The following is a 20,710-nucleotide window of genomic DNA, read 5'->3' on the forward strand; positions in this document are numbered from 1 at the left end:
TGTTGTTTGGGGTACACGCGCTTTATTTGAAAGCTTGCAGAGAAAGATAGGTGAGGCGGCAGCGGTTGGAAATGTTATCCTGCAAACTGGTCTGACCAAGCGGCAATGCTCAGTTTAGCGCGAGGGTGTTTTGTCCACAGTTAAAAAAACCAAAAGAGCCACACGCAGCGACGAACTCTACGAGCAACTGCTCGGCATGATCGCCAGTACCCAGCTGGCGCCGGGCGAACGGCTGCCGTCAGAGCGAAGGCTGGCTGCAGGGCAGGGCCTGTCGCGGGAGATGGTGCGAAAGGCTACTACCCGCTTGCAGGCGGTCGGTTTCGTAGATGTTTCCCAGGGCCGGGCCAACCGCGTCGCCAACCTGGTGGAGCCGCACCTGAGTCTGCCGCTGGAAGGACTGGGTGATGATCTGGCGTTTCAGTTACAGGTATTGGAGGTGCGGGCGTTTCTGGAGGGCGAGTGCGCCTGGTATTGCTCCACTCGGGCCAGCGATGAGGAACTGGCACTGCTGGCCGAAGAGTATGCCCGGCTTTATGAGCGTGGACAGCGAGAAACCACCCTGGCCAGAGCCAAGGCGGACCTGCAGTTTCACACTCAGATTGCCCGCTACAGCCACCATCTGCTGCTGGTCTCCTTCAGCCAGATCTTTTACGAGCGCTACTTCAACGCGATCTATGGTGTGCTTTCACGCACGCTGAAAAAATTCGGCCGCTATCCCGAGGGAATCCGCGGCCAGCATGCCGATATTCACCGCGCGATTCAGGCGCGGGATGCGGAGACCGCCCGCCGTGTGGCCCGGGATCATATTCTCTATACCCGGGGATTGCTCGAGGCCGATTAATCTACCCCCTGGGGTGTATTGGCTTCGCCCTTCAGGAGGCCTACTCTCTACCTATCGTTAGTACAGTTACTAGTACCGTTTAAAAGGAGACACCATGCATACGCTGGCTGAGTGGACAGCCCTGTCCGAGAAAATCGAGTTTCGTCACCAGGCATGGATTAACGGCGAGTTTCGCCCGGCAGCGAGCGGTGAAACCTTCCCGGCGATCAACCCGACCACCGAAGAGCTGCTGACCGATCTGGCCAGCTGCGATACGGCCGATATCGATGCCGCGGTGAAAGCCGCCCGCAATGCCTTCAAGGCGGGCGACTGGTCCCGTGCGGCACCGGCGGAGCGCAAGCGCATCCTGCTGAAACTGGCGGATCTGATGCAGGAGCATTTCGATGAGTTCGCGCTGCTCGATACCCTGGATATGGGCAAGGGCATCACCGAGATGATCGGCATAGATGTGCCTGACTCCATCGACTGCCTGCGCTGGAGCGCAGAGTGCATCGACAAGATCTACGGTGAAATCGCGCCGACCAAACCTACTACGCTCGGCCTGATCACCCGCCATCCTATCGGTGTTATCGGGGCGATCACACCGTGGAACTACCCGCTGATGATGGCGATGTGGAAGCTGGCACCGGCACTGGCCGCCGGTAACTCCGTGGTACTCAAACCGTCGGAAAAGGCCTCCCTGAGCTGCCTGCGTTTTGCCGAGCTTGCAAAAGAGGCGGGCCTGCCGGATGGCGTACTGAACGTGGTGCCGGGCTTTGGCCACACCGCCGGTAAGGCGCTGGCGCTGCATATGGATGTGGACTCTCTGGCCTTTACTGGCTCCACCCGTGTGGCGGGCATGCTGATGCAGTACGCCGGTCAGTCCAATCTCAAGCGGGTCTGGATCGAAGCGGGCGGCAAGTCGCCGCTAATCGTGTTCGATGACTGCGGCGATATTGAAGCGGCTGCTCAGGGCGCAGCCATCGCTATCTTCACCAACCAGGGCGAGGTCTGCATCGCCGGCTCGCGCCTGTATGTGCAGAACGGTATCCGCGAGCAGTTCATGGCGGCACTGAAGCGCTATGCCGCGGAATACAAGCCGGGCAACCCGCTGGACCCTGAAGTGAAAATGGGCCCGATGGTGGACAAGGCGCAGCTGGAAACCGTTAACCGTTACATTGCTGGCGCTCTCGAAGAGGGCGGTAAGGTAGAGCTGGGTGGCATCACCGAGAGTGCTGAGAAAGGCTTCTTCTCCCAGCCAACGATCATCACCGATACCCATGCCGATATGACCTGCGTGCGCGAAGAGATCTTCGGCCCGGTGCTTGCGGTGGCCGGTTTCGATACCGAAGAGGAAGTGATCGCCATGGCCAACGACTGCGTCTATGGCCTGGGTGCGTCCATCTGGACCGATAACCTGTCCCGCGCTCACCGCGTCAGCCGCGAGATCGAAAGCGGTATGGTTTGGGTTAACACCTGGGGCGAAGGCGATACCACCATGCCGTTCGGCGGTGTCAAAGGCTCGGGCAACGGCCGCGACAAGTCGCTGCACTCGCTGGAGAAATACACCGAACTCAAGTCGGTCTGGATCAGCATCTAAGCTTTTCGCTTCTGACGAAAGCGCCCGCCCGGGTAACCGGGTGGGCGTTTTTTATGTCCGACGCAGAGACTCTGGCTAGCCGGCGCTTTGCATCTGCTAAGATTTAAGTCTGTAATGTCGCTATCTGTTATCACTGATTGCTAACAGGGCTCCTGCCGCGGCAGAGGGACGGATATCCAGGTGCGCTATCGTTACTCCATCTATCATCTAGCGTTACTGCTATTTATCGCGGCGGCGGGAGGCATTGGTGCCTGGCAAGCGCACAGCGTTTCACGACTGCTGGAGCAGAACCGGGCGGATGAAACCCTGAATGAGCTGGCCCAGGTGCAGGCTTTCCGCGCTCAGGATCTGCTCAGCGATGCGGAACATGTGCTGGAAGCCTTTGCCGCGCACTTTGCCGCGTCCGACTATGTGTCCGCTGCGGAATTCAGAAAGTTTGCCAGCATTCTTTTGCCCGAACGGCGCGATGTTTACGCGGTGCATTGGGCGCCACTGATTACCGCGGATGCGCGAGAGTCCTACGAGAGGTCGTTGGCTGCCAGGGGCCTGGCACCGCTGGGCATATTTGAGCTTGACCTGCCTGCACTCTCGCCGGTGGTCGCCGCCGGTCGGCCTTTCTATTTTCCGGTCACCTACAGCGAACCGATGGAGCGCAATCGTGCCGCCTTTGGGCTGGATATAGTGCCCCGTTTCAACGGCAAGCACGGCCCGGTCGAAATGGCCCGGCAGGGCAAGTCTTACACCTCGTATGCCTTTCCTATCGTGCAGGATGAAAATGGCCCCCTGGGTGTCGCCTTGTTTCAGCCGGTGGAGACGCAGACTCGCGGTGATGGTGAGCGAGAGTTACGCGGCTTCCTGATGTTGCTGCTTCGGCCCGAGATTTCCCTGACCGAGCGGTTGGAGCCGAATCGCTCCCAGCCCTATCACATGCGTTTGCTGGATCTAAGCGGTGAGTCACCCTTCCAGATCTATCCGCGTAGCGAGCAGTCCTGGCCGTCCGGGCCGGAATACAGCTATCCGTTGGTGCTGGGGGAGCGACAGTGGCAGATCGATATCGCCTTTGATAATGAGCCCTCGTCCAGTGCGGTGCCGGCACTGGTGTCATCGCTGGTGCTGTTGCTGACGCTGGTGATCATCGTTGCGCTGGGGCGTAGCTTCCGCCAGTCCTCTGAGCTGCTGGCGGCGAACAGCAAACTGTCACAACTGGCCAACAGCGATCCACTCACCGGGCTTGCGAACCGGCGGCGCATTGAAGAGAGGGCTGCCGAAGTGTTTGCCCTGGAAGCGCGCAGCGATAGCTTCAGCGCGGTCTGTGTTATCGATCTGGATAACTTCAAGGAGGTCAATGACAGCTTCGGTCATCAGCGGGGCGACAGGCTGCTGATCGAACTGGCAGAGCTGTTTCGGCGCTACATACGTGGTGGCGATGTGGCGGCCCGCACAGGGGGCGATGAGTTCGTGCTGTTGATGCCCCAGCTCCGCTCCCTGAATGATGTCACCGGTATGCTCGACCGCCTTATAGAGTCGATGAATATGACCGTGGAGGGGCTGGATAAGACTCAGTGGGTTTCCGCCAGCATTGGTGTGGCGCTCTCCGAGGCGGGCTGCCGTGATTTTGAAACCCTGCAGCAGCGGGCGGACAGGGCGATGTATGCGGCCAAAAGAGCGGGCAAGAACCGTTATCTGATCTGGTCGTCTGAGCTCTCCCAGCAAACAGGGTAGAGGCCTTCGCCTGAAAACAAAAAGGCCGCCGGACCAAAACCCGACGGCTTCCAGAAGAGGGGGAGCTCTGGAAAAACGGCTAACTCAGCTAACGCAGTGGGTTAGTCACCTGAGAGTACTGAACTCCAGGCTCGAGTCCGTATACGGCCGGTTTTGATCGACACATCCTCCAGCGGGAACAGCAGATCCTGTTGCTCTTTCGGGATGTACATATGGGGATCGTTGCGGATCGCCTCCATCACCAGGTCAGTCGCATCTTTATTGGCGTTAGGGTATCCGGTCGCGTTGCTGGCGCGGGCGATCACGTCGGGACGCAGCATGTAGTTGATAAACTGGTGTGCTTCATCCAGATGGGGCGCATTGCTGGGAATAACCATCACATCTGACCAGAAAGGCACACCCTCCCTGGGCAGTGACATCTGTACATCGATACCGTTGTTGGATGCACGAGCAATCTTGTTGGCCAGCGCCATGCCACCGGACCAGCCGACCGCCAGACATAGATTTCCGTTGGCCAGGTCCATACCGTAGCGTGCCGAGTTGAAGTACTTCACATAGGGGCGGATGCTGAGCAGCAGATCCCTGGCCTGGGCGTAATCACCTTTCTCTGTGGAGTGGGATGGCAGCCCCAGGTAATTCAGCGCGATCGGCATGATTTCATCCGGGGCATCCAGCAGGCCAACGCCGCACTCTTTGAGTTTGCTGATGTTTTCCTCTTTGAAAATAATATCCCAGGTGTCCATATCCACATCCGGACCCAGCGCTTTTGCAATGGCGTCTCGGTTGTAGCCGATCAGTGTGGTGCCCCACATGTACGGAATTGCGTAGTCGTTACCTGGGTCGTTGTTCTCCAGAGACTGCATGACATCGGCGTCCAGGTGGTTGCTGTTGTCCAGAAGTGACTTATCCAGCGACTGTATTGCCTTCGCATTGATATAGCGCTGCAGTGAGGTGCTGCTGGGAAACGCCACGTCATAGCCAGAGTTTCCGGAGAGCAGTTTGGATTCCAGCATCTGCGGGCTATCGAAAACATCATAGATAGGATGGATGCCGGTCTCTTTCTCGAAGTCATCCAGAATCTGTTGTGGCAGATACTCTATCCAGTTATAGATGCGCACGACGGACTGGCTTTCTTCGGCCTGAACTGCACCGGTCAACATGGAGGCGGTTAATAGCAGCGTCGCTTTGGTGAGTTGGGTTTTCATTGTAATTCTCCGGTATAAACAGGCAGACGCCGGCTCAGAAGTTGTAAGCAAAGTAGAGTTCGAACACGGAAAAGTCGTCATCGCCGAAGAACTCCTTGGCGGCATCGCCCGGGCTCACCCGGCTGTAGGCGACGGAGGTGGCGATATTTTCACTGGGGTACCAATCCATGAACAGCATATTTTCCTTGCCGAAGTCGTCGCTGCTGACAGGTGCTCCGTAGATGTTTTTCTCATCCAGCTTGAAGTCATGATGGATGGCACCGATCGTCAGGTTCGGCTTGAGATCCACTTTCACCCAGACCTCATTGATCACCTGGTTGCTGTTGTTGAACAGGTAGTTGCCAGTCACTTCACCGATCACCCAGGTATCCCAGTCGATATAGCCTTTTGCCAGCGAGTTCCAGGTTTTCTGGGTGTTGTCACCCAGATCGTTGTCACCGGAAAAGTAGGAGTGGCGGTAACCGATACGCGGGTTGGTATCAAAGCCGGAAAAGGTGTATTCGGCCTGGGCGTACCAGGCGGATGCATCGTAATCCATGCCATCGCCGCTGCCGGTCTGGATGGCATACTCACCGGAGACAACCAGTTCGGGTAGCGAGGGCAGGGCCAGACCGATACCGCGCAGACTGTAAACCTCCATGCCATCGACGGTGATATCGTCATTGTTTGACTCGATACCCAGCCCCATGGCGCCGATCATGCTGTACTCGCCCAGGTAATAATCCAGGTTGGCGCCGTTCATCCTGTAACCGCCAAGGTCACCGTCGGTCTTGAGAGAAAAGCCCTGTACGCCGTAACTATCTGCCGTGTAGCTCAGTACTGCCGAGTCTTTGAACGCGTGGCGTGGAGCCAGCCAGAAGGCGGCATCTTCGAACTGATCCAGGTTGCCGTCCATAACGATAAAGCCGTTACCGATCATGAAGTCCTGATCACCGGCGGTAAACCGCCAGCCGTTCGATTCAAAGCCCAGGTAGAGCTGTTCCGTAGCCACATCACTATCAGAGCTGTAGGTGAAGCCGGCGGGGTCCCCATCACCGGTTGTGGTTGCGGCAACGACTGATGCGCCGGCAAGCAGGTCCAGTTCAGGCCCGAGTGAATAGCTGCCGGTCAGGCTCGGGGCGAGGAAGAACTCCTGCCAGTTGGCGTTTTCTCTATCCTCCAGCTCGCCAGTACGCTGGTTAATCACGCCACCGCCGAAGTTTAGATTGCGACTAAACAGGGCGGCACTGCCAAATGACAGGTTCAGCTCCGCCGATAGGTTGCCTTTGTCGATGTTGTACCCAGCCTGTGCAGCGCTTGCCGCCAGCAACAGCATAGAGCCCGATACCAGGTGTCCGATAGGAAGTTTCATCTCTGGTTCTCCTTGGTTTTCATAAAGAAAATTGAGGGGCATGCCAGGCGGGGCCGTGCACGCGGCCCCGTCGTTATGGTTATTTTTTCAAGTGCGCGGTGATGGCCTTGAGTAAGCGAACGCTATCGGGGTCGAGCAGTCCCACCGCTTCGGGGAGCGTGGACTGTTTGACGATGACCACCTGGGAGGGGCGATCGATGAAGAGGTATTGGCCGTGGATACCGCCGGCCATCATTGACTGGCTGTCATCGTTGGTGACATACCACTGGCTTTTGTACGATGCGCCGGGGACCCAGGCATGGAAGTCCTCATCCTGGGCGTAGATGGCGGGGTCGCTGCCCTGGGCGATGCGCTCAATGGTATCGACATCGATAAGCTGCTCGCCGCGGCAGCAGCCGTTTTCGGCCAGCAGCAGGCCGAAGCGTGCCATATCCCGGGCGGTGGCGTTGAAGCCGGCACCACAGACGCTGCGGCCCCAGGGGTCCGCCATAAAGTAACCGCTGGACTCGGCTCCCATCCGTGACCAGATACGAGTGAGAAGATCGGCGCAGGTGGTGGAGGAGGCTCTCTCCATGACCCAGGCAAGCACTTCAGTGCAGGCGGTGACGTAATGAAAATGGCCGCCGTGTTCACCTTTCTTCCTCAATGTGGGGAGGTATTCGTAGAGCGAGGCGTAGTGCGCAAACTCGGCTGGTGCAGGCTGAAAGCCGCAGGCGTAGCCGTACTGTGAGCTTTCTGACCTGGGGTCGTCGTACTCTTCGCTGAACTCGATGCCCACTGCCATATCCATCAGCTGGCGCACGCTGGCATCGCCAAAGGCACTGCTGGCGAGCTCCGGCAGGTAGTGATCGGTGCGTAGCGCACAATCCAGTACACCCTCGCTAATCAGCTGTTCTGCCAGGATTCCGATCAGCGATTTGGTTACCGAAAACATAATGTGGCGGTCTGTGGCTCTCTGTCCCGCCAGGTAGCGCTCGTAGACCACTTTGCCGCGGTGCAAAACCAGAAGAGAGTCGGCCTGAGTTGCCTGTAGCGCTTCGACAACGCTGATCTGCTGACCGCAGAGACTCTCGAAACAGAGGTTGTCCAGGTCTTGCGGGGCTTCAGGAAGCTCCCTGACCGGGCCACGGCCTGCCGGTACTTCAATGCTGGGACGCAGCTGATTCAGATGGCGAAACCCCCAGCGGCTGAAAGGGGGACGCATCCAGTTATCCCAGGTCACACGTTGGCAGGGCTTCGGTGGAAAGCCGCTCATCATCGGCGTCGGCTGTTTCGAGTCGGCTATTTCAGCACGAGCCTGTTCGTATCGGGCGGCGATCGCCTGCTGTTCTTCTGAGCATGTCTGATGGTCCATTCTCGCGTCCTGAATTCCTGAGTAAGCAAAAGAATGATTTATTTTTATTAGGGTAAAAGTTTTTAGTCAATAAAAATTTTATCAAGGTAAAACTTTTTATTCTGATAAAGCTGAGTGGTAAGATGCGAGAATATCCAGTAGATGAGGTCAGATAGTGAGCGGGTTGAGGGAACAGCAGAAGGAGATGCGGCGCCAGGCTATTCGCCGGGCAGCGGTGGAATTGTTTGAAAGTCAGGGGTACACGGATACGACCATCGAGCAGATAGCGCGGCAGGCCGGCGTGACTGCGCCCACCGTGTTTAACTATTTCGGCTCAAAGCAGGCGATATTGCTGGAGATCTTCAGAGATATCGATGATGCGGCTATTGCTGAGGCCTGTGGTTGTATCGATGACTATGCCGACCCGCTGGATGCGCTATGCCGGCTTGAGCAGGCGATCTCCGACTTGACCATAAGAGCCTTTCCCGCATCGGTCTGGCGAGAGCTGCTACCCGTGTTGTTATCCGAAAGTACCGGCGGGGTGTCGGATAGCTACCGCAAATCCAATGAGCGCCTGCAGCACGCCGTAGCTGATGTGCTGGCAAAGATGAAAGTCAAAGGGATGCTGCGGGAAGACCTGGATGTGCACCTGGCTGCGCGCCTGCTCAATGAATACTCTCATATCCAGTTGATGCGGCTGACCAGCCGTGACGACTACGACCTGGACGCGCATCGCAAGGATGTGCGCGAAGTGACCGGGTTAATCCTCTACGGCATGATCAAAAGCTAATACCAGCCGGTGACCGATCTCAGGTCACCGATTTCAGGTGATCCAGGAACAGGTTGAACAGCTCTGACTGGTTCGAGGTGTGCATCTTGGCGTGGATATTCTTGCGATGCACCTTCACCGTACCGACGCTGATGTTGAGCTGATCGGCGATCGCCTGGGAGGAGTTACCCTTCACCACCAGCTCGGTGATCTGACGCTCACGCTGGGTCAGCACGCCGCTGCCGAAGCTCTTCAGCGCCTGCTTGGTGGCGTCGTCCGACTGTTCGTACTGCACATACTGGCCGGACTGGGTGCTCCAGAACTGGCGGTAAAGTGCGCTCACCACCGGGTAGATCTCCTGCAGTGCACGCAGTTCGCCGCGGGTGATGGTGCCCAGGTCCGGCTGGCGGCCCAGGGAAATGGTGCAGGTGACCTCATCGCTCAGATCGATAATCAGCACGATCTCGTCGACGATATTGAAATACTGGTAGCAGTTCTCGAAAAACTCGCTCTGCTGGAAAGAGTCGGGAGCGATCTCGGCCACGCGGACTACGCCGCTAATGCCGTTTTGCACCGCGTTGAACAGCGGGTCCAGCAGGTAGTAGCCGTTGTTGATGTAGGAGATCAGCGTCTGGCTCTGCTCCGCGGGATCCAGCGGCTGCAGAATGATCGGCTTAAACGACTTCTTGTAGGTGACCGTCAGTGCCGTGTCGAAATGACAGAGGGTGGCAAGGTACTCGATCAGCAGGTCGGGGAAAGTGTTCGATTTTACATGGTCGATCAGAACCGCCAGGTTCTTCTGCCAGCTGTTCTTGACGTTTATCGCCGGGAAATATTCAGCCATGAATGATCCGTTGCTATCCAGGGTTGCGCGATTGTATCAGCTTACCGTGGAAAGTGGGCTCTGGCGATGTTTGCAGCCAGAGCCCGGTAACGGGAGTAGTCTTGGACAGGGTGCTGAAAAGCGTTTTCGAGGCAGCTGAGGCAAGCGGTACGCCGCCCGGGTAAAAACAGGCGAAAAAGCGGAGTTTAGTAAACTAAATGAGCATATTACTCGCTCCGCTCGCCCCTGTGGGGCCGCACTGAAGTGCGTTCATGCAATGCCTGTGAGCCTGTTTTTAACGCCGCATTCAGCAACGCAGATAGCTTTTCAACATCCTGTTACATCCAGCCCAGTTCCTTAAGGCTGGCTTCGGTCTTGTCGAGGCAAACCAGGATCAGGTCGATCATCTCATCGATCTGCTCGCGGCTGATGATCAGCGGCGGTGACAGCACCATGCGGTTGCCGCAGGCACGCATCACCAGCCCGTTGCTGAAGCAGTGGTCGCGGCAGACGGTGCCGGCATCCTGATCCTTGCCGAAGAACGCCTTGGGCTCCTTGCTCTTGACCAGCGCCATGCCGGCGACCAGACCGGTGCCTTCGATATGGCCGACCAGCGGATGTTGACCCACGCGTTCGCGCAGCTGCTGCTGGAAGTAGGGGCCGGTATCGGCACCCACTGTCTCGACGATGCCCTCATCGCGCAGAATGCGGATGTTTTCCAGCGCCACTGCAGCGGCCACCGGGTGACCGGAGTAGGTAAAGCCGTGGTTGAACTCGCCGCCATCCTCGATCAGCGCGTTGGCTACACGGTCGCCCACAGCGACGGCGGAGATCGGCTGGTAGCCGGAGGAGAGACCCTTGGCCATGGACATCAGGTCTGGTTCGATGCCGAGGGTCTGGCTGCCGAACCACTGGCCGGTGCGGCCAAAGCCACAGATCACCTCATCGGCAACCAGCAGGATGTCGTATTTCTTGCAGATGCGCTGAATCTCTTTCCAGTAACCCGGCGGCGGCACGATCACGCCACCGGCGCCCTGGATAGGTTCGCCGACGAAGGCGGCCACGTTGTCCGGGCCCACTTCCAGAATACGGTCTTCCAGCGCCTTGGCGCACTCCAGAGCGAACTCCTCTTCGCTCTGACCCTCTGCGGCTTCGCCGTACCAGTAGGGCTGACGGATATGCTCGATACCCGGCAGCATCGGTGTGCCCTGGGCGTGCATGCCGCCCATGCCGCCGAGGCTGACACCACCGAGGGTGCTGCCGTGGTAGGCATTTTCACGGGAGATCAGAATCTTGCGCCAGGGCTTGCCGGCCACTTCCCAGTAACGACGTACCATGCGGATCACGGTATCGATCGCTTCGGAACCGGAGTTGGCGAAGAACACGTGGTTCAGGTCGCCAGGTGTCAGTGCAGCGATCTGCTCAGCCAGCTTGGCGGCCGGGTGGGTCGTGGTCTGGAAGAAGGTGTTGTAGTAGGGCAGCTGGTTCATCTGCTCGGCAGCGACTTCCGCCAGCTCCGGGCGACCATAGCCCAGGTTGACGCACCAGAGACCGGCCATGCCGTCGATCATGCGGTTGCCTTCGCTGTCCCAGATGTAGATCCCTTCCGCGCGTTCAATGACCCGGGCGTTTTTCGCGTTCAGCGCCTTGGTGTCGGTAAAGGGGTGCAGGTGATGCTGCGCGTCCCTTGCCTGGGTTTCGGTGCACTCGGGGCTGAGGATCGCTCGGGTGGTTGAATTCATTCAATCTCTCCAGTATCAAATGTTCGCTATATCGGTTAGGGAAGGCCATTGGCCTGTTCATCGCTTCCCTGACATCTACCCACGATACTGAGAGCGCAGGCGTGGGGCATATACCTACCGGGGGATATTTTGGCGTTGAACCTCGCCATTTGGGGAGGGCTGCAAGAATAGCTGCAGTGTCTGGCTGGCAGTCAGCCATAAAAAATACGAAAAAAGGCCCCATTGTGACCAATGGAGCCCTTTTGAAAGACGGCTGGTTAGCGCCGGATTATTGGCCGGCCGTGATGCGGGTCCAGCTACGGTTCATGGCGCGCAGCACCTTGTGATTCAGGTCCACATAGGTGTACAGATTTTCCTTGGTCTCCTCGGTGGGATAGATGCCGGGGTTGTTGCGAAGCTCTTCCTCTACCATCGGTGTGGCGGCATCGTTAGGGTTTGCATAGGCGACGTAGTTGGTGATGTTGGCAATCACATCGCCCCGCAGGATGTAGTTCATGAACTCGTACGCTTCTTCCTTGTTTTTAGCGTCTTTCGGCATACCCATCATGTCGAAGAAGGTGAGGGCTCCCTCTTCGGGAATGGCGTACTCGATATTGATGCCGGCTCCGGCCTCGTTGGCACGGGATTGCGCCTGGATAATATCGCCAGACCAGCCCACCGCGACGCAGGTGTTACCGTTGGCCAGGTCAGAGATATATTTGGATGAGTGAAAGTACTGCACGTAGGGACGCACGGCACTGAGGGCCGCTTCGGCTTTGTCGATGCCCGCGGTATCTGTCGGGTAGGGATTCTCGCCGAGATAGTTAAGCACGGCGGGATAGATTTCGACCACTGAGTCGAGCATCGATACGCCACACTCCTGAAGCTTCTCCATATTTTCCGGTTCAAATACGGCGGACCAGGAGGTTATTTCGTCTACTCCAAGTACTTCTTTGATTTTATCGACGTTGTAGCCGATCCCGGTGGTACCCCAGAGGTAAGGGAAAGCGTGCTTATTACCCGGGTCCACGCCGTCCAGGGATTTGAGCAGCGTAGGGTTCAGGTTTTTCCAGTTCGGCAGTTTGTCCTTGTCGAGTTCTTCGAATATGCCGGCTTTAATCTCTTTAGTGATAAATATGTTGGAGGGGACGACGATGTCATAGCCGGAGTTACCCGAGAGCAGCTTGGCCTCCAGCAGTTTGTTGCTGTCGAAGACATCGTAAACCACGTTGATACCGGTCTCTTTCTCGAACTCCTCGATCGTATCTTGGGCGATATAGTCGGACCAGTTGTAGATGTGGAGCGTACGCTCTTCGGCCATGGCCGTTGATGAAACGGTAAGTGCGACACTTGTCGCGAGCAGGGTGCGCTTGAAAGCGGATATCATCGTATCTCTCCTAGGTGACTGCATAAAGCCGGGTACAAACCCTGGCCATCCATTTTGGGTGGGGAGGGGGGGCGCTCCGATTGAGCAGGTCAAAGCCCGCAACTGGGCTCCATCTGGACCGCTGAGGTTTCTTATGAGACTGGCGTCAGAAGTGGCGACCCTAGCTAAAAGGTCAGAGTTGGCTCTGCGAGCGGGCTGTCGAAACGCCGGCAGGGAATGGACGTTCCAGATGAAGATGAGCCCAGCCTGGTAACTGGCGGCGGGTGCTACCTGTCTGTCTTCTTCAGGCTTGTTGCTGATGGAATTAAAATCGGGTAGATCGCGTTCCATGCCACTTCATCCTTGAAATCATCCCTGTTATTGCCGGCAGCGGGTCTGTGCCGCTAAGCCTGGGTTGCCCCTGAGTACCTTTTGATCATCGGCCGGGGGGGAGTGAGCGGCAATACCTCCCAGGGGGTAGGCTCAACAAAGGTCCTCTGATCCGGGGCGACAGGTGTTCTAAGAACTAAGAGCAGGGAGCGAGGTTGCTTGAAGTCAGGGCTGTGCGCGGCAGAACCCGAAAGGCCTTATCGGTTCTGCCGGGGATCTGCTGGTAGAAAGATCAGCCACTGTCAGCGTCTTGATGCCAGGGCAGCGGCGAGTTTGTCGCAGAGTTCCAGGTTTTGAGCGTTCAGCTGGTCATCTTCCGGCAGGGGTTGAGAGGAGAGCTTGGCGATGGTGACCTGCCGCTTGCTATCGACGAATAGCCACTGACCATGAATACCTATCGCAATCATGGCGCCGGGTATTTGATCAGGCATATACCACTGAGAACGGTAGTGGCCGCTACCGAACAGACTGTAGAGATCGCTTTGCTGCCAGGTCTCGCGGTTGCCTGACTGGAGGATATCTTCGATCCAGAGAGCAGGCACAACCTCTTTGCCCTGAGCTGCTCCTTTGTGTCTGACCATCTCGCCGAAACGTGCCAGGTCGAGAGCGGTCGCGCACAGGCCACCGGCCGTGCGTGAACAGCCCTCAGCGTCTATCGTGATCCAGGCATCCTGCTGGGCGCCGAGTTTTCCCCACAGGCGGGTGGATAACAGCTCTGGAATTTTTTCCCCGCTGGCACGCTCAAGCACCCAGCCAAGAACATCGGCGGTGGGCGATGCATAATGCAGAACAGAGCCAGGGGCGGCAGGGCCGGCTTTTAGCAGCGGCAGGAAGCTGTAGAGGCCACCTTTGAACGGGAAGCAGGTGGGAGGATTCCACTCCATGGCGACCCGGTACTGCGCCAGAAGGCCATCGGGGGTGAGATAATCTTCATCAAAATCTACAGACACCGCCATATCGAGTACCTGGCGTACGCTGGCCTCGCCCCAGGCCGAGTGCAAAAGCTCCGGCACATAGCTGGCCACGTTACGGGACGGATCGAGTAATCCTTCGTCCACCAGTATGCCGGCCAGTAAACCGGTGACTGACTTGGTGACAGAGAACAGCAGATGTCGCGTATCCCGATGGTTGTAGCCAAAATAAAGCTCATTACAAAGCTGGCCATCATCCAATATGACCAGGGCGTCGGTATGGCTATCGGCGATCGCTTCGGCAGCACTTTTGCCCGAATCGAGCCTGATCGCTTCCAGATCCAGAGGAGTGGTTGGGTCAAAACTGGTCACAGGGCCTGCACGATGAATCGTTCCCCCGGGAACCAGTGCCTCGACATTAACGAAGCTCCAGGTGTTGAACGGGTGTGTTCGCCAGTTGGATAACTGAGTGTGTTCGGCAAGTCCTTCTGTGCTGTCCATGACTGTCCTTCGATGAAATCTGTGTTGGGCTAAAGCTTCGATCTAACGGATCGGTGAGAAGATGCGGCTCTGGATTCAGTGCTGAAGTTAATCGACTAGCGCGCATTCGCGGTTGGTACCGGATTCAGCGACAGGCTTTTCTCAGCATCAGGTTACTGATAACGCTGGCCAGAGACATATACCTACCGGGGGATATTTTGAACCTGGGCAGGGTCTCCTACACTGAAAGCCGCATTCAAAGATTGAGAACAGAACGCTTTGGCACAGACTGTTTGCATAGATACTGTGTATAGAGAGTTAATAGAGAGCGAATACGGGCAGTTTGCCCAGGCAGTACCCATAGTTTGATACAGGAAAAGAGATGAAGACTGGAATTCTGGCCACCGGCATCACGCCGCCGGAACTACTGGGGCAACATGGTTCCTACGCGGATATGTTTGAAGCCCTGCTCGGTAAAGAAGACCCGGAGATGAGCTTTGAGGTCTTCGATGTGCGGGATGATCACTTCCCCGAGTCCATCGAAGGCTTTGACGCCTGGGTGATTACCGGCTCCCGCTGTGGTGTTTATGATGACCTGCCCTGGATGCAGCGTCTCAAGGGGTTGATCAAAGAGATCTACGCTGCGGGACAGCCGATGGTAGGGATTTGCTTCGGTCACCAGATCGTGGCCAGCGCCTTTGGCGCCAAGGTGCAAAAATATGACGGCGGCTGGGGTGTGGGTCTCAATACCTACCGTGTCGAAGGTGAGCACGGATTCGTCGACAGCGGTGAGCCGGACAGCTTTACCATCAACGCCATGCACCAGGATCAGGTACTGGAACTGCCAGAGAATGCGAGCCTGTTCGCCAGCTCCGACTTCTGCCAGTACGCGGGGTTGGTCTATGACGACCGTATCCTGACACTGCAGGCGCACCCGGAATTCAATAACCCGTTCGAGCGTGAACTGGTCGCTTCCCGTCGCGGACCGACCGTGCCGGAAGCGGTGGCCGATAAAGCCCTGGCCGGGCTGGAAACGGGGCAGCAGCCGGAATCCGAGCGTGTTGCCCGCTGGATGGTGCGCTTTCTGAAAGGGCGGAAATAACAGCGAGGCTGGGCGGCTGCTCAGCCTTCTGCACAAAAATGGGGTAGTTGAGCTCAGGCTCACTGCCCCATTTTTCGTTTGGGATGGACAGGCCGCGCGACGTATCAGGAGGGCTGAGCCAGTTCCTCATCACTCGTGTCGTGGCGAGTGTCCGGGGCGATGAAAAAGTCGAAGCGCTCGCCAAGGATCCGTTCAAACTTGGCCAGGTGGCGCTGGATCTTCGTTTTCGCCAGGTAACGGCTCAGGTATGCACCAGGGATTAAATTGGCCATGCCCAGGCTATCCACAATAACCAGTTCGTACTGACCCTGGCCCTTTATCTGGAACAGGATGTTGTAGGGCTTTAGCGCCATGGTAATCAGGTTGCCCAGGGAGGCCTTTAGCTTGAACTGCTGGTAAGCGCTGCGTATCCGGTCACCGTATTTCTCTACGGCAGCTTCATTGCGCAGGTAATAGGACAGCGGTTTGGAGACCTTGCCGTCAGCATCCAACACCAGGCCGAACATATGGCCTGTACCTTCACTGGTTTCAACGCTGCCGTGGTAGCGCGGCAAGATCGTATCCAGATTCGCGGTGTCTGTTCGTCCTTCCAGAAACCGGTAGAAACGTAGTTCGCGATTGATCTCTTTCAGACTGCGTGCGCTGTTATCCAGGCTTACCTTGATGCAGAGCGCCGGATTTTCGGGGTGCTGATAGCAGAAACGATGAAGTCCCTTACCGATGAGAAGCGACTCATCGAGTTGAATAGTGTCACTGGCCATGGTTCTTCCTTGAGATGGCAGTAGTAATAGAGGAAGCGCGAAATTTTAATAACGGCGTCACGAGTACGCAACAAAAGTGTGGGTATGCGAGGCTGGAGTCTGGAAAGCAGCTAGAAATAAGCTGGAGAGAAACTGGAGAGAAACGAGGTAGCGTTGGGAAAGAGTAACTGACCTGGCGTTTCAGCAGGTGCGGCGCAGGGACGTCATAATAAAAAGAGGCGGGCTCAGGGCCCGCCTCGTGTCGCCGTCGGAGATGACTGTCTGTTATCTATTCCTCGTTTATTCTTGCCATGGAGCGCTTCTGCGAGCGATGCGCCACATACCAGGCGATCAGTGCCACCAGTGAGACGGCCAATATGATCAGGGTCGCCAGGGCGTTGATCTTCGGTGAGACACCGAGACGCACCGAGGAGAACACCACCATCGGCAGAGTGGTAGAGCCAGGGCCCGAGGTGAAGCTGGCGATCACCAGGTCATCCAGTGACAGGCTGAACGCCAGCAACCAGCCGGAGATCAAAGCTGGAGTGATCATCGGTACCGTCACCAGGAAGAAGGACTGCAGCGGGGTAGCACCCAGATCCAATGCCGCTTCTTCTACTGAACGGTCCACTTCACGCAGTCGTGATGACACTACCACCGCCACGTAAGCGGCACAGAAGGTGGAGTGCGCAATCCAGACGGTGGTCATACCGCGCTCGGTAGGCCAGCCGATCAGGTCCGCCATGTGCACGAACAGCAGCAGCAGTGACAGACCGGTGATCACTTCCGGCATAACCAGCGGTGCAGTGATCATGTTGGACAGGGTCATCTTCGCCCAGGAGTGGCGGAACCGGGTCATGACGAAGGCCGCCATGGTTCCCAGGATCACCGCCATGCATGAGCTGTAGAAGGCGATCGCCAAACTGGTAAACACCGCATCGATGATCTGCTCATCCTTCAGCAGTTCCGCATACCACTTGCCGGACCAGCCGCCCCAGACTGTTACCAGTTTTGAGGCGTTGAAGGAGTAGATCACCAGGATCAGCATCGGCAGGTAGAGGAACAGCAGGCCGACCCAGAGCATGATGGTGGAGAATCCAAGCTTTCTCATGAGTTGGCCTCCATGGTGCGGGACTGGTAGCGGTGGAACAGTGCGATCGGAATGATCAGCAGTAACAGCATCACTATCGCCAGCGCCGAGGCTACGGGCCAGTCGCGGTTATTAAAGAACTCCTGCCAGAGCACCTTACCGATCATCAGCGAGTTGGGGCCGCCGAGCAGTTCCGGAATAACGAATTCACCCACCGCCGGAATAAACACCAGCATGGAGCCGGCGATGATGCCGCCCTTGGACAGGGGCAGGGTGATGGTCCAGAAGCTGTGCAGAGTGCGTGAGCCCAGGTCAGATGCCGCTTCCAGCAGGCTGCGGTCGAGCTTCACCAGGTTGGCGTACAGTGGCAGCACCATGAACGGCAGATAGGCATAGACAATACCGATGTACACCGCGGTGTTGGTGTTCATGATCCGCAGCGGGTCATCGATGATGCCGAGTGACATCAGCGTAGTGTTGATCAGGCCGGTATCGCTGATCAGGCCCATCCAGGCGTAGACACGGATCAGGAAGGAGGTCCATGACGGCAGCATCACCAGCAGCAGCAGAATCGTCTGCTTGCGTGCCGGCGCCTTGGCGATGGCATAGGCCATCGGGTAGCCGAGGATCAGGCACCAGAGGGTGGAGATAAACGCCACCTTCACTGAGTTGAGATAGGCCGACACGTAAAGCGAGTCGTCCATCAGAAGAATGTAGTTGCCGATGTTCAGGGCAAACTCAATCACCTCGTCGCGATAATGGAAAATCGCCTCATAGGGCGGGATCGCGATCGCCATGCTGGAAAAACTGATCTTCAGAACGATCAGAAACGGCAGGGCGAAGAACAGCAGCAGCCAGAGGTAGGGCACCCCGATGGTAAAGATGCGCCCATTGGGACGCTTCAATGCGCTTAACTTCATGATCTTAGTACCACGCCGCTATCGGCTTCCCAGCTGATATAGACTTTGTCTTCCCACTGCGGATTGTCGCCGCGACGCTCGCGGTTGGTCATGCAGCATTGGACAATCTGGCCATTTTCCAGACGGATATAGAACACCGAGATGCCGCCCAGGTAGGCGATATCGTCGACGATGCCTTCCGCCCAGTTGTACTGACCTTCAGGTTTTTCGCGGGATAGCAGGGTTTTCTCCGGGCGAACGGCCAGCCAGACATGGCGGCTTTCGGCACTGGTGGAGACACCGTAGCCCACGTAAAGCGACTGGCTCAGCCCCGGCGATTCGATGATAGCGTGATCCGGCTCGTCGGCCACGATATCGCCCTCGAATAGGTTCACCGAGCCGATAAATTCGGCGATCATGCGGCTGTTGGGGCTCTCGTAGATATCCACCGGGGTGCCGGTCTGGGCGATCCAGCCTTCATCCATGATGGAGATACGGGCCGCCATGGTCATCGCTTCCTCCTGGTCGTGGGTCACCATGACGCAAGTAACGCCGACCCGTTCCAGAATCTCGACGACCTCAAGCTGCATCTGGGTGCGCAGCTTTTTGTCCAGTGCGCCCATGGGCTCATCCAGCAGCAGCAGCTTGGGACGCTTCGCCAGAGAGCGGGCCAGCGCCACACGCTGCCGCTGACCACCGGAAAGCTGGTGCGGCTTGCGGCGGGCAAATTTTTCCATGTGTACCAGGGCGAGCAGTTCCTTCACCCGGGTTTCGATCTCGGCCTTGGGCAGCTTGTCGCGCTTGAGGCCGAAGGCGATGTTGTCCGCCACGCTCATATGCGGGAACAGCGCGTAGGACTGGAACATCATGTTGATCGGGCGTTCGTAGGGGGGCAGGTCGGTGATGTCCTGGCCATCCAGATAGATACGACCGCTGGAGGGCTTTTCAAAACCCGCGAGCATTCTAAGGAGTGTGGACTTGCCGGAGCCCGAGCCGCCAAGCAGCGCGAAGATTTCGCCGCGCTTGATACTCAGAGACACGTCATCGACGGCGCGGACGTCATCGAACAGTTTGCTGACACCCTCAATACGCAGGATCTCCTCGCCGGGGTCGACGGAGGGGGTCGGTTGAGTGTTATGGGCTAATGCCATCAATCTACTCCAGGCAGAATTGGCTCCGGCGTGAGCGCCGGAGCTCTTTGTTTTAGTTGAAACCTGTGTCGGATCAGTGACCGGCGGTTACGCGGGTCCAGCTGCGGGTCATCGCACGAATCACCTTCGGATCCAGATCAGCAAAGGTGTACAGCTTTTCGCTGATTTCGTCACTCGGGTAAATGCCCGGGTTGTTACGGATCTCTTCGTCGATCAGCGGTGTAGCCGCGGCGTTACCGTTGGCGTAAGCGACATAGTCGGAGATCTTCGCGATCACGTCCGGACGCAGGATGTAGTTCATGAACTCGTAGGCTTCATCCTTGTTCTTCGCATCCGCCGGCATCGCCATCATATCGAAGAAGGTACCCGCGCCTTCCTGGGGAATGACGTACTGCACATCGACACCGTTATCCGCTTCGATAGCTCGGGCCTGGGCCTGGAGAATATCGCCGGACCAGCCGATCGCCAGGCAGATGTCGCCGTTGGCCAGATCGGTGATGTACTTGGAAGAGTGGAAGTAACGTACATAGGGGCGTACCGCGCTGACCACTTCTTCAGCCTTGTCCACGGCTTCGGTGGTGGTCGGGTTCGGATCTTCGCCCAGGTAGTTCAGTGCCGCCGGATAGATCTCATCCACGGCGTCGAGCATGGAAACGCCGCAATCCTGCAGCTTGGAGAGGTTTTCCGGTTTGAAGACCACATCCCAGGAGGTGATTTCATCGATACCCAGCGCCTCTTTTACCTTGTCAGCGTTATAGCCGATGCCGGTGGTACCCCAGAGGTACGGGAAAGCGTGCATGTTGCCCGGGTCAGCGCTGTCCAGCGACTTGAGCAGAGTAGTGTTCAGGTTTTCCCAGTTGGGCAGTTTTTCCTTGTCCAGCTCGGCGAAGATGCCGGCGCGGATCTGCTTCGCGAGGAAGCTGTTGGACGGGACGACGATGTCGTAACCGGAGTGCCCGGACAGTAGCTTGGCTTCGAGCACCTGGTTACTGTCGAAAACGTCGTAGACCACGTTGATGCCGGTCTCTTTCTCGAACTCTTCCAGGGTCTCTTCGGCGATGTAGTCGGACCAGTTGTAAACGTGCAGGGTACGCTCTTCGGCGGCCTGGGCTGCGGTGGAAAGCGCCAACGCTGTTGATGCCGCGAGCAGGGTACGTTTGAAACCTGATGTCATCATTTCTCTCCTCAGCTGTTACAGGAAGCCCGGTAATGACCGTGGCTGTCAGTTGTTGTTCTT

The 20,710-nt window shown here is 57.3% G+C and carries 17 protein-coding genes; 5 read left to right on the forward strand and 12 right to left on the reverse strand.

What is annotated here, in order from left to right; genetic code table 11:
- Positions 1-130 precede the first annotated feature (130 nt).
- The 3 genes from CLV83_RS11305 to CLV83_RS11315 all read left to right on the forward strand — a co-directional run bounded on the left by CLV83_RS11305 (position 131) and on the right by CLV83_RS11315 (position 4,142).
- Positions 131-841 carry a FadR/GntR family transcriptional regulator gene (locus tag CLV83_RS11305; protein ID WP_132291991.1) on the forward strand — a complete coding sequence of 237 codons (711 nt, stop codon included), beginning with the start codon at positions 131-133 and terminating at the stop codon, positions 839-841.
- 94 nt (positions 842-935) lie between these two features.
- Positions 936-2,420, forward strand: coding sequence for an aldehyde dehydrogenase (locus CLV83_RS11310; RefSeq protein WP_132291994.1), 1,485 nt, complete (start codon positions 936-938; stop codon positions 2,418-2,420).
- A 180-nt stretch (positions 2,421-2,600) separates the two neighbouring features.
- Positions 2,601-4,142, forward strand: coding sequence for a diguanylate cyclase domain-containing protein (locus tag CLV83_RS11315; protein WP_132291997.1), 1,542 nt, complete (start codon positions 2,601-2,603; stop codon positions 4,140-4,142).
- Between the two features lie 101 nt (positions 4,143-4,243).
- On the opposite strand, the gene CLV83_RS11320 is transcribed toward CLV83_RS11315, so the two are convergent.
- The 3 genes from CLV83_RS11320 to CLV83_RS11330 all read right to left on the reverse strand — a co-directional run bounded on the left by CLV83_RS11320 (position 4,244) and on the right by CLV83_RS11330 (position 8,052).
- Positions 4,244-5,347, reverse strand: a complete 1,104-nt coding sequence (locus CLV83_RS11320) for a polyamine ABC transporter substrate-binding protein (protein WP_132292000.1) — start codon at positions 5,345-5,347, stop codon at positions 4,244-4,246.
- A gap of 34 nt (positions 5,348-5,381) precedes the next feature.
- Complete coding sequence (locus tag CLV83_RS11325; RefSeq protein ID WP_132292006.1) at positions 5,382-6,698, reverse strand: alginate export family protein; 1,317 nt, start codon at positions 6,696-6,698, stop codon at positions 5,382-5,384.
- Between the two features lie 79 nt (positions 6,699-6,777).
- The gene (locus tag CLV83_RS11330; RefSeq protein WP_207894837.1) at positions 6,778-8,052 is read right to left on the reverse strand and encodes a serine hydrolase domain-containing protein; all 1,275 of its coding nucleotides are present in this window, start codon (positions 8,050-8,052) and stop codon (positions 6,778-6,780) included.
- Positions 8,053-8,206: 154 nt separating this feature from the next.
- On the opposite strand from CLV83_RS11330, the gene CLV83_RS11335 reads away from it, so the two are divergent.
- Positions 8,207-8,821, forward strand: a complete 615-nt coding sequence (locus CLV83_RS11335) for a TetR/AcrR family transcriptional regulator (protein ID WP_132292009.1) — start codon at positions 8,207-8,209, stop codon at positions 8,819-8,821.
- Positions 8,822-8,840: 19 nt separating this feature from the next.
- Here the strand turns inward: CLV83_RS11335 and CLV83_RS11340 are convergent, their stop codons facing one another.
- From CLV83_RS11340 to CLV83_RS11355, 4 genes are all read right to left on the reverse strand, one after another.
- Entirely contained in the window at positions 8,841-9,644 is an 804-nt protein-coding gene (locus tag CLV83_RS11340) for a response regulator transcription factor (protein WP_132292012.1), read from the reverse strand.
- A 317-nt stretch (positions 9,645-9,961) separates the two neighbouring features.
- Entirely contained in the window at positions 9,962-11,365 is a 1,404-nt protein-coding gene (locus CLV83_RS11345; protein WP_132292015.1) for an aspartate aminotransferase family protein, read from the reverse strand.
- Positions 11,366-11,633: 268 nt separating this feature from the next.
- Positions 11,634-12,731, reverse strand: coding sequence for a polyamine ABC transporter substrate-binding protein (locus CLV83_RS11350; protein WP_132292018.1), 1,098 nt, complete (start codon positions 12,729-12,731; stop codon positions 11,634-11,636).
- Between the two features lie 611 nt (positions 12,732-13,342).
- Positions 13,343-14,512 carry a serine hydrolase domain-containing protein gene (locus tag CLV83_RS11355; RefSeq protein ID WP_132292021.1) on the reverse strand — a complete coding sequence of 390 codons (1,170 nt, stop codon included), beginning with the start codon at positions 14,510-14,512 and terminating at the stop codon, positions 13,343-13,345.
- 361 nt (positions 14,513-14,873) lie between these two features.
- Between CLV83_RS11355 and CLV83_RS11360 the strand changes: the two genes are divergently transcribed.
- Positions 14,874-15,593, forward strand: a complete 720-nt coding sequence (locus CLV83_RS11360) for a glutamine amidotransferase-related protein (protein WP_132292024.1) — start codon at positions 14,874-14,876, stop codon at positions 15,591-15,593.
- Positions 15,594-15,697: 104 nt separating this feature from the next.
- On the opposite strand, the gene CLV83_RS11365 is transcribed toward CLV83_RS11360, so the two are convergent.
- From CLV83_RS11365 to CLV83_RS11385, 5 genes are all read right to left on the reverse strand, one after another.
- Positions 15,698-16,354, reverse strand: coding sequence for a YrbL family protein (locus tag CLV83_RS11365; protein ID WP_132292027.1), 657 nt, complete (start codon positions 16,352-16,354; stop codon positions 15,698-15,700).
- 268 nt (positions 16,355-16,622) lie between these two features.
- Positions 16,623-17,444: an ABC transporter permease subunit gene (locus CLV83_RS11370; protein WP_132292030.1), complete on the reverse strand. Its 822-nt coding sequence runs from the start codon at positions 17,442-17,444 to the stop codon at positions 16,623-16,625.
- Positions 17,441-18,343 (reverse strand): ABC transporter permease subunit, encoded by a 903-nt coding sequence (locus CLV83_RS11375; protein WP_132292033.1) that lies wholly within the window; start codon positions 18,341-18,343, stop codon positions 17,441-17,443. Before CLV83_RS11375 ends, CLV83_RS11370 begins: the two co-directional genes overlap by 4 nt.
- Positions 18,340-19,473, reverse strand: coding sequence for a polyamine ABC transporter ATP-binding protein (gene potA, locus CLV83_RS11380; RefSeq protein WP_132292036.1), 1,134 nt, complete (start codon positions 19,471-19,473; stop codon positions 18,340-18,342). The genes CLV83_RS11375 and potA overlap by 4 nt, the downstream gene beginning before the upstream one ends.
- A gap of 73 nt (positions 19,474-19,546) precedes the next feature.
- Positions 19,547-20,650, reverse strand: a complete 1,104-nt coding sequence (locus tag CLV83_RS11385; protein WP_279387524.1) for a polyamine ABC transporter substrate-binding protein — start codon at positions 20,648-20,650, stop codon at positions 19,547-19,549.
- Positions 20,651-20,710: the final 60 nt, after the last annotated feature.

Origin of the sequence: Marinobacterium mangrovicola (assembly GCF_004339595.1) — a bacterium.
Classification (GTDB): domain Bacteria; phylum Pseudomonadota; class Gammaproteobacteria; order Pseudomonadales; family Balneatricaceae; genus Marinobacterium_D; species Marinobacterium_D mangrovicola.